This window comes from Terriglobia bacterium (assembly GCA_020072645.1).
Lineage (GTDB): Bacteria > Acidobacteriota > Terriglobia > Terriglobales > Acidobacteriaceae > Angelobacter.
The window spans coordinates 198872-208624 of the sequence record JAIQGK010000017.1 but is presented as its reverse complement, the minus strand read 5'-3'; the positions used below and the strand labels follow the sequence as shown (position 1 = coordinate 208624).

General features: G+C 57.1%; 8 protein-coding genes. 2 read left to right on the top strand and 6 right to left on the bottom strand.

What is annotated here, in order from left to right:
- On the top strand, window positions 1-140 hold a 140-nt coding region (locus LAO76_23320), incomplete at its 5' end, for an IS481 family transposase (protein MBZ5493861.1).
- Window positions 141-163: 23 nt separating this feature from the next.
- Here the strand turns inward: LAO76_23320 and LAO76_23315 are convergent.
- A complete protein-coding gene (locus tag LAO76_23315; GenBank protein MBZ5493860.1) occupies window positions 164-454 on the bottom strand; it encodes a hypothetical protein in 291 nt (96 codons plus the stop codon).
- A gap of 222 nt (window positions 455-676) precedes the next feature.
- Here LAO76_23315 and cax point away from each other — a divergent pair, with 222 nt between their 5' ends.
- On the top strand, window positions 677-1810 hold the full coding sequence (gene cax, locus LAO76_23310; GenBank protein MBZ5493859.1) for a calcium/proton exchanger: 1134 nt from the start codon (window positions 677-679) through the stop codon (window positions 1808-1810).
- A 188-nt stretch (window positions 1811-1998) separates the two neighbouring features.
- Here the strand turns inward: cax and murC are convergent, their stop codons facing one another.
- From murC to LAO76_23285, 5 genes are all read right to left on the bottom strand, one after another.
- A complete protein-coding gene (murC, locus tag LAO76_23305) occupies window positions 1999-3420 on the bottom strand; it encodes a UDP-N-acetylmuramate--L-alanine ligase (protein ID MBZ5493858.1) in 1422 nt (473 codons plus the stop codon).
- A gap of 410 nt (window positions 3421-3830) precedes the next feature.
- A complete protein-coding gene (gene murG / locus LAO76_23300) occupies window positions 3831-4901 on the bottom strand; it encodes an undecaprenyldiphospho-muramoylpentapeptide beta-N-acetylglucosaminyltransferase (GenBank protein ID MBZ5493857.1) in 1071 nt (356 codons plus the stop codon).
- 27 nt (window positions 4902-4928) lie between these two features.
- Entirely contained in the window at window positions 4929-5702 is a 774-nt protein-coding gene (locus tag LAO76_23295; GenBank protein MBZ5493856.1) for a 3-hydroxyacyl-CoA dehydrogenase, read from the bottom strand.
- Between the two features lie 103 nt (window positions 5703-5805).
- A complete protein-coding gene (locus tag LAO76_23290; protein ID MBZ5493855.1) occupies window positions 5806-6972 on the bottom strand; it encodes a thiolase family protein in 1167 nt (388 codons plus the stop codon).
- Window positions 6973-7078: 106 nt separating this feature from the next.
- Window positions 7079-9205, bottom strand: coding sequence for an enoyl-CoA hydratase/isomerase family protein (locus LAO76_23285; GenBank protein MBZ5493854.1), 2127 nt, complete (start codon window positions 9203-9205; stop codon window positions 7079-7081).
- Window positions 9206-9753 lie beyond the last annotated feature (548 nt).

Below are 9753 nucleotides of genomic sequence, written 5' to 3'. Positions count from 1 at the left end.
ACTCGCAACACCGTCACGAACATCTTCTTCCCTGGCTTCACCATTACAACTGGCACCGTCCTCATGGTAGCCTCAACCATGTTCCACCTATCAGCCGCTCCGGCCTCGATCGGAACAACCTCTTGAGACTCCACAGCTAACCCGCCTTGCGGCGGGTCGTTTTTTAGGGGTTTGGGCTTTCTTCATTGGGTGGCTGTGAGTATCGCTCGCGGTCGCGTTCTTCAATACGGCGCATGGCCCCAAGCAGATGGCAATTGACGCCTGCCCGAAGCTTCTCAGACTGGCGGTTAAGGGACTGCATCATGAGTGGATCGAAAATGCCGACCTGTTCCAATGCTTCCATGTTGCGATGAACGCGGGCAAATGCTGCGTTGAGACGGTTAAAGAGATCGTAGACGTGCGGTTTGGGTACACCGCTGGATTTAGGTGCGCTGATAGAATCTGTGTCAGCCATGGGTTACCTTTCGTTAGAAGGTGATTTGTGGTCAGGGCGCGCCGGTGTGCAACCACTGGCGTGGCCCGTCTCTAGTCTTATAACCGCACGGCGAAAGCGGACGCAACAAAATAGCGAAGCGGCTTGAAGAAACGCACAAAATTAAGCAGCGGATTTATTTTGTTAAGCACAAGAACCCGCCCATTCAGGCGGTCTTTTTGCTGATCTTTTACAATCCTCCAGATGCCCGCCCCTCCTAAGAAAATTCCCGCGCCGCCTCGCACCGTGTGGAGCAGGTTTCCGCTGAAAACGGAACACCGCTGGCTGAACCTCCTTCTTCTCTTCGTGCCGGCAGCCATTGTTCTCGACCTGTTGCATGCCGCCCCGCTGCTGATTTTTATCGCTTCGGCTCTCGCCATTGCTCCGCTGGCCAGCGTCTTGGGCGAATCCACCGGCGCTCTGGCTTCACAGTGCGGGCCGGCCGCGGGCGGAATCCTGAGCGCGACCATGGGAAACGCCACGGAAATGATCATCGCGTTTTTCGCATTGCATGCCGGACACATCAACGTGGTCAAGGCTTCCCTTTCCGGCAGCATTATTGGGAACCTGCTGCTGGTGCTGGGGCTCAGCCTGGTCGCGGGCGGCCTGCGCAACCCGGTACAACGCTTTTCCCGCACCACTTCCGCCATGAACAGCACCACGCTGATGATTGCCGTGGCTGCGCTGGTGATGCCCGCGGTCTTTAACCTGACTCTCTTTGGAACGCTTCAGCATCACGACGTGAACCTGCAACATCTCAGCCTATGGACCAGCGGCGTTCTTATCGCGCTCTACCTGCTGAACCTGCTCTTTGTTTTTCGCACGCACCGCGCGTCTTTTGCCGCCCAGCATCCTGAAGAAGAAGGCGCTCCCAGGACCTCTCGTGCTCAAGCCATCGTTTCGCTTGCGCTTGCGACTGTCCTGATTGCCGGGATGAGCGAAATCCTTGTCGGGCAGATCGCTCCTGTCACCAAAGCGCTGGGCATGACGGAACTTTTTGTTGGCGTGATTGTGGTGGCTTTGGTGGGCAACGCCGCGGAAAATTCCACGGCCATCATCATGGCCCGCCGCAATCGTATGGACGTTTCCATGGCCATTGCCACGGGCGCAAGTACGCAGATTGCCTTGTTCGTCGCGCCTGTCCTGGTTTTTCTCTCCGTCGCCATTGGACATCCCATGACGCTGGTGTTCAACGGCTTTGAAATTGCCGCCATCGTTCTTTCCGTGGTGATTGTTGACATGATTTCATCCGACGGCGAGACCAACTGGTTTGAAGGCGCGCAGCTTCTGGCTGTCTATGCCATTGTGGCGGTGGCGTTTTACTTTGTTCCTGAATAGGTCTTCTTAAAGGATGGGATTGAATTTAGGTGTTGGACGACCGGCTAGTGTGGTGTCTCTGAAATAACTCGACAATGCATGCAATAAACAATCATTGTGGACCGCAGCCGCCCTCGGCTGCGCGGAATAATCTTTTGGAAAGCAAGTATCGGGCCAACTCTTTGTAAAGGTATTTGTGAGACACCATACTAGTAGCTGGCGGCTTCTTTCATCTCCGCCTGCTTCTTCCTCAACTGCTCCAGCACCATGGACCCCAGTTGTGAGACGCTGCCGGCGCCAAGAGTGAGCACCATGTCGCCGGGTTCGGCCAGCGCAGAAACTTGGCGCGCTGCTTCGTCGAATGACGGGACATAGCTCACCGCGCCGCGTTGATCGCCAAATAATTGAATGGCCTGGACCAGCCGTTCACCCGTAATTCCCGGGATCGGCGCTTCACTGGCGGCATAGATATCGAGCACGGAAATCGTATCGGCATCATTAAAGGCCGCGCCGAATTGTTCCAGCAGATCGCGCGTGCGTGTGAAGCGATGCGGCTGGAAGATCACGTGCACGCGCTTGAATCCGCAATGGCGTGCCGCCGCCAGCGTGGCGCGGATCTCCGTGGGATGGTGTCCGTAATCGTCAATCACGCTGACGTCAGCAGCGCGTCCGCGAAGCTGAAAACGCCGATCGACGCCGCGAAAGTTTTCCAGCGCTTCACGAATGCGCTCCGGATCAATGTCTAACCCTACGCCCACCGCTACGGCTGCCGTCGCATTCAGCACGTTATGGTTGCCGGGAACGCGCAGATGGAAATCACCCAGCGACTTGCCACGGTATTCCACTGAGAAATGCGCCAAGTGTTTGTTGCCGGCGCATTTTGCCCGCGCGCCGCCCACACGAAAGTCCGCGTCTTGATGCACGCCATATGTAGTAGCCCGGCGGGCCAGGCGCGGCAGCATGTTGCGAAGCCGTTCATCATCATGGCAGAGCACAGCCATGCCATAAAACGGCACGCGATCAATGAAATCCAGAAACGCCTGCTCCACGTCCGCCATGTCGCGATAACAATCCATATGCTCGCGATCAATATTGGTCACCACGGCAAGGATGGGCGAGAGCTTTAGGAATGAACGGTCGCTTTCATCGGCCTCCGCCACCAGATATTGCGATTTGCCCAGCCGGGCGTTCGATCCCATGGCATCCACGCGCCCGCCGACAACGACCGTTGGATCGAGCCCACCCGCAGCCAGCACCGCAGCAACCATGCTGGTGGTAGTGGTCTTGCCATGCATCCCGGCAATGGCGATTCCATACTTCAAGCGCATGAGTTCAGCCAGCATCTCCGCGCGCTGGATTACCGGAATATACTCGGCGCGCGCCGCCAGGATCTCGGGATTGTCGCGCTTTACGGCTGAGCTGGCCACCACGACCTCCGCGCCGGTAATGTTCTCAGCGCGATGACCCACGAAAATGATGGCGCCCTTTTCCGCCAGCCGCTCTGTAACGCTGGAACTCTTGAGGTCAGACCCGGACACCTTGTAGCCGAGCGTGAGCAGCACCTCGGCAATACCACTCATGCCGATGCCGCCAATCCCGACGAAATGTATCCGCTGAATTTTTGCAAACATTGTTCTTGTCGCTGCGCTCCCAACCGCTATAGAGCTTCGTCGAACCTCTAATTCTGTTCTGCACCCGTCACATTGGGCTCGCCGCGCAAGTCGGGCTCGCCCCTTACTCCGGAAAAAACTGTGTCGCTTCGCTCCAAACCGCTTAAGAGCTTCGTCGAACCAATCTATCCATTGCTCCTGTTGCGTGCCGCTCGCCGCGCTAGTCGGGCTCGCCCTTACTTCGGAAAAAACTGTGTCGCTGCGCTCCAAACCGCTACAGAGTTTCGCCTGACCTCTATTTCTTCTGCACCTGTTACAGCGGGCTCGCCGCGCTAATCTGGCTCGCCCCTACTTCATTCCGATTCGCGTTTTTCGCGTTCATTCGCGGCTAAACTCGCACTTGATTTTGGCTAATTGCCAATTGCTAGCTGCTAATTGCTTCTTTCCGCCAGCTCCGCCACCATCCTTGCCACTCTACCAGCCGCGTCATGGTGAGAGAGCGCACGTGCCCGCTCTGCCATTTGCTTTAGACGCGTGGGATTCGCAAACAGCTGCGTGATCACCTCCGTCAATCGCTCTGGCGTAAGCTCCGCCTGCGGCACCAGCATGGCCGCGCCGCCTTGCACAATTGCTTCCGCATTGCGGCGCTGATGGTCGTCCGCCGCCTGCGGAAACGGGACAAAAATTGCCGGCTTGCCTGCCGCCGTCGCTTCGGCAACCGTACTCGCCCCGGAGCGGCACAACAGCAAATCTGCCCGCGCAAAGGCCGCTGGCATGTCATCAATAAAAGCTGAAACCTCGGCCTTCACGCCCGCCTGTTTATACGCAGCCGCCACGTCATTATATTCACGCTCGCCCGTTTGGTGGATGATCTCAAGCCGGGGAATTTGTCTTAGTACTGCCGGGGCAGCGGCCACCATGGCCTGATTGATAGCCCGTGCGCCCTGGCTGCCGCCAAAAATCAGCAGCGTTGGCGGATGGTTGCCACCGGGCGACGGCACGTTAAAGAACTCCGCCCGCACCGGCACGCCAACAACCTGGGCATTGCGAAAGTATTTTTCCGTCTGCTCAAAATGCACCGCCGCCGCCGAAACGCGATGGCCGACGATCTTGTTGGCAAACCCCGGAACATAGTTTGGCTCAAAAGCCAGCGTGGGAATGTGCATCATGATGGCCGCCGCCATCGCCGGGCCGGAAGCGTATCCGCCTACGCCCACCACCACATCAGGATTGAAGACCTTGATGATCTTCCGAGCGTCAACTACGGCCCTGGGCAGGTCAAACACCGTGCGCATCCGGGTAATGAGGCTCACATTTTTCAGTGCGCCCACCTTGACCCGCATCAACCCAAAACCAGCCTGCGGAACCAGGCGGTTTTCCATGCCTCTGGCGGTCCCCACAAAAAGGACTTCAGCGTTGTGGTGGGCCTTCAACTCGCGCGCAATGGCCAGCGCCGGGATTACATGTCCACCGGTGCCGCCGCCTGCTATCAGAACGCGCATGCTATCGCCCGCCTCTTGGCTGAATATTTATTTGGGAGCCATGCGGATTGCGCCGTCAAGACGGATCGTCTCGCCGTTCAGCATGTTGTTTTCAATGATGTGCTGTACCAACGCGGCGAACTCCGGCGGCTTGCCTAGTCTTTGCGGGAACGGAACCTGCTGGCTGAGAGACTGCTGCGCTGCTTCAGGCAATGCGCCGAGCAGCGGCGTGTGAAAGATTCCGGGAGCGATGGTGCACACGCGAATCCCCGAGCGCGCCAGTTCACGCGCCAGAGGCAAAGTCATGCCGACGATTGCGCCCTTGGATGCCGAATATGCCACCTGGCCAATCTGCCCTTCATAAGCCGCGACAGAAGCAGTTGTGACGATGACGCCGCGGCCGCTGTCTTCGTCCGGCTGGTTGACGGCCATGGCGTTTGCGCCGTGGCGAATGACATCAAACGTTCCGATCAAATTGACCTGGATGGTGCGAATGAATTTCTGCAGATCGTGCATGCCGTTTTTGCCCAGCAGTTTTTCAGCAATGCCAATTCCGGCTGTGGCGACGAGGATATGCAAGCCTCCGTGCTGCTTGACGGCAGCTTCGACAGCTGCGGCGATCTGGGCATCGTCGGTTACATCTGTCTTAACGAACTTGACGCTGTTCGATGCCCCGAGTTCCTGCGCCAGATCGTTGCCACCTTTTTCATTCACGTCTGCAATTACAACCTTGGCGCCCTGCGCCGCGAGCATGCGGACAGTCGCCGCGCCCAAACCTGATGCGCCACCGGTAACCAGCGCGCTTGAACCTTTGATTTTCATTGCATCTCCGTTTTTGTTAGCCGCGAATGAACGCGAAAAAGCGCGAATCGGACTTGGGTTTATTCGTGTGTATTCGCGAAATTCGCGGCCAAGTGCCTTTCGATTAATTTATTCGCTCGATGATGGTTGCGTTGGCCATGCCGCCGCCTTCGCACATTGTCTGCAAGCCGTAACGACCGCCAGTGCGTTCAAGTTCGTGCACCAGCGTCGTCATCAGTCGAGCGCCACTCGCGCCCAGCGGATGGCCTAGCGCGATAGCGCCGCCATTCACGTTCACCTGACCAAGATCAGCTTTGGTTTCACGCTGCCATGCTAGAACCACGCTGGCAAAAGCCTCATTGATTTCGACGCGGTCCATGTCTTCAAGCTTGAGGCCGGAGCGTTCCATGATTTTACGAGTAGCAGGGATGGGAGCGCCAAGCATGAGCACGGGATCTTCCGCAGCGAGGGCAAATTCGACAAAGCGCGCCATCGGGCGGTAGCCGAGTTTTTCCGCGACACCGCGTTCCATGATCAGCACTGCAGCGGCGCCGTCAGTAATTTGCGATGAGTTTGCCGCGGTGACAACACCATCGGCCTTGAAGACGGTCTTGAGCGTGGCAAGTTTTTCCAGCGTGCTGCCGGCGCGGATGCCTTCGTCGCGGCTGACGTTGACGGTACCCTGCTCAGCCTCAACCGGCAGCGGCAGAATCTCACGGCAGAACCAGCCTTGTTCGGCGGCTTGAGCCGCGCGGCGATGGCTTTCAAGACTGTACTGGTCAAGGCATTCGCGGGTGAGCTTGTAACGCTCGGCCAGCATTTCCGCGCTGATGCCCTGATTGAAATGGACATTGTTATAGCGCTTCATCATCGCCGGACCAAACGGCTTGCCGGGACCATTAGCGGCGGACGCGCCCATGGGAACGCGCGTCATGCTCTCAACACCACAGCCGATGGCAATGTCATAACTGCCGGCGATCACGCCCTGCGCGGCAAAATGAATGGCCTGCTGGCTGGAGCCGCACTGGCGATCGACAGTGGTTCCGGGCACGGACTCGGGGAAGCCCGCGGCAAGTACGGCGTTGCGGCTGACGTTGAAAGCTTGTTCACCAACTTGTCCCACGCAACCGGCAATCACGTCATCAATGCGCGCGGGATCAAGCCTGTTGCGGGCGACGAGGCCTTTGAGCGTGAAGCCCAGCAGATCGACCGGGTGCCAGGATTTCAGCATGCCATCGCGCCGGCCCAGCGGCGTGCGAAGAGCATCGACAATAACAGCTTCTCTATTCATTTTTGTCGCTTTCGCTCCAACCCGCTTTTGCAGCGTGGTCAGAGTCTAAATTCTTTCTGCCTTGTAGCATGTGGCTCGGCGCGTGGTCGGCCTCGCCACCGTCAGATCAGGCGGCGGCGCTCGCCTTCTGATCGAAATCAGCGAAGCCTTTGCCTTCTTCCGCCAGACGCTTAAGCAACGGCGCGGGCTCCCAGAGTTCTCCGTGTTGCTTATGGAATTCGCAGATGCGATCGTAAACTTTTTTCAGGCCGACCGTGTCTGCATACCACATTGGTCCGCCGCGATGCGCCGGGAATCCGTAGCCGGTGAGATAAATGATGTCGATATCGACGGCGCGCAGCGCGTAGCCTTCTTCCAGTATGCGTGCGCCTTCATTCACCAGCGCATAGATCAGGCGATCGACAATTTCTTCTTTTGAAATTGCGTGCTGCTTCACGCCCGCTTCAGCCGCCCACTTGCGCACATTCTCTTCCACCGTGGGATCAAAAATGGCGCGGCGGTTTTCATCATACTTGTACCAGCCTGCTCCGGTCTTCTGCCCATAACGTCCCATTTCGCAGAGGCGGTCTTCAGCAAGCGGCTGCCGCACTCCGGGTTTCTCCAGGTGCTTAAATTCTTTGCGAATGCGCCAACCCACGTCTAATCCTGCCAAATCGCCCACCGCCAAAGGACCCATTGCCATTCCGTATTCGTACATCGCTTTATCGATCGCTTCAATCCCCGCTCCTTCTTCTACCAGGAACTGCGCTTCACGGCGGTAAGGGCCAAACATGCGGTTGCCGACAAACCCTCTGCAATTGCCCACCAGCACGCCCACCTTGCCCAGCTTTTTGGACAGCTGCATGCACGTTGCGATCACTTCTTTGCTCGTCGCCTTGCCGCGCACGATTTCCAGCAGCCGCATCACATTCGCCGGCGAGAAGAAGTGCGTACCAATCACCGACTCCGGTCGCGACGTCGCTGACGCTATCTCGTCAATGCTCAGCGTCGACGTATTGCTTGCCAGCACCGCGCCTTTTTTACAGATCTTGTCCAGGTCGCCGAACACCTGTTTCTTCAGCGCCATGCCTTCAAACACGGCCTCGACCACCATGTCTGCGGACTCAAATCCGTCATAGGTCAGCGTGGGCTTGATCAGCTTCATCCGATCGTCCATCTGCTGCTGCGTGAGGCGGCCTTTCTTCATCGTGTTCTCATAATTTTTGCGGATGGTATTGATGCCGCGGTCCAGCGCCGCCTGGTCAGTCTCTTTCAGCAGCACCGGGATACCGGCATTGGCAAAGTTCATGGCAATGCCGCCGCCCATCGTCCCTGCGCCGATCACCGCCGCCGTATTCACCGGAATCGTCGGAGTCTCTTTCGGGACATCAGGAATTTTCGCCACTTCGCGCTCGCCAAAGAAGACATGAATCATCGCCTTCGACTGGTCAGAGAACAGGCACTCCATAAAAAGTTTGCGCTCGGCTTCCACGCCCTGGTCGAACGGCAGCTTTGTCGCGGCTTCAACCGCGTCAATGGCAGCCATCGGAGCCATCAGCCCACGAGCTTTTTTGCGCGCAGCATCGCGTGCCGCGGCAAAAATCGGCGCATTCTGCTCCGCCGATCCCAGTTTCTCATTGCGTTCACGCGTCTTGCGCGCAGGCTTGCCGGCAATTTCGCGGGCAAACGCGACCGCGCCGCTGAGCAAGTCGCCATCAATTAATTTGTCAACGATGCCCAGCGACAAAGCTTCTTTCGCTTTAATCGGATTGCCGTCCGCACACATCTCCACGGCTTTCGCCACTCCTGCAAGCCGCGGCAAGCGCTGCGTTCCTGCTGCGCCGGGAATAATGCCAAGCTTCACTTCCGGCTGCCCCACCTGCGCCGTCGGCGCCGCCACGCGATAATGCCCCGCCATCGCCAGTTCCAGCCCTCCGCCAAAAGCCGTGCCATGGATCGCCATCACCACCGGCTTGCTGCAATCTTCAATGCGGCCCAGCAGCGGCACAAAAGGCACTCCGCCGCGCGTCTTCCCACTCGTCATCTTGCCAAACTCTTTAATGTCCGCGCCGGCCACAAACGTTTTGCCGCCGCCAATCAGCACCGCCGCTTTCACCGTCGGATCTTTATCAACCTGTTCAATCGCTTCAGAAATGCCTTCCGGCACTCCCGGGCTCAGCGCGTTCACCGGCGGATTGTTAATCGTAATAATGGCAATATCGTTGTCTTTTGAAAGCTGGACCAGATCGCTCATGGGATTCTTCTCTCTTGGTTGATTTCGCGTTTCGATCTCGAATTTTCGGTTTCGGTTTTCGATCTCGGGCTTTTGATCCTAAAGTTTTCGATCTTTAAATTTTCGGTTCTACGGTTCCTGATTTCTATCTTTCTATGAATGCCTTGCGCCTTCCGATTTAACTGGCTCACGCCTTCGATTCGCAGCTTTAAAGCGCCGTCTGCGCGGATTTCATGACCGGGTAAAGTCTATTGAATGGCCATTCAGTCCGTCAAACGATTGCAAAACCTTACCGCGGATCAACAAGGATAAACGCGGATCAAAAGTAAACGGCTTACCACTGATTTTCACTGATAACACTGATCAGGAAGATTGACTGCCCGAAAAGTCTTGCTTTTCTCTGTGTTCCTTTCTGTCCTTTGTGGTTTAGCTTTTTTCCTGATCAGCGTTTATCCGCGCAAATCTGCGGCAAAATCTTTCCTTTTCCTCCGTGTCTCCGTGTCTCCGTGGTAGGTTTTGGTTTTCCGATCACCCGATCACGGCGATCACCAGATCACCCGATCTCCTTT

Coding starts and splice junctions, on each gene's coding strand:
- LAO76_23315 (MBZ5493860.1), bottom strand. CDS start 454: ATGGCTGACACAGATTCTATCAGCGCACCTAAATCCAGCGGTGTACCC.
- cax (MBZ5493859.1), top strand. CDS start 677: ATGCCCGCCCCTCCTAAGAAAATTCCCGCGCCGCCTCGCACCGTGTGG.
- murC (MBZ5493858.1), bottom strand. CDS start 3,420: ATGTTTGCAAAAATTCAGCGGATACATTTCGTCGGGATTGGCGGCATC.
- murG (MBZ5493857.1), bottom strand. CDS start 4,901: ATGCGCGTTCTGATAGCAGGCGGCGGCACCGGTGGACATGTAATCCCG.
- LAO76_23295 (MBZ5493856.1), bottom strand. CDS start 5,702: ATGAAAATCAAAGGTTCAAGCGCGCTGGTTACCGGTGGCGCATCAGGT.
- LAO76_23290 (MBZ5493855.1), bottom strand. CDS start 6,972: ATGAATAGAGAAGCTGTTATTGTCGATGCTCTTCGCACGCCGCTGGGC.
- LAO76_23285 (MBZ5493854.1), bottom strand. CDS start 9,205: ATGAGCGATCTGGTCCAGCTTTCAAAAGACAACGATATTGCCATTATT.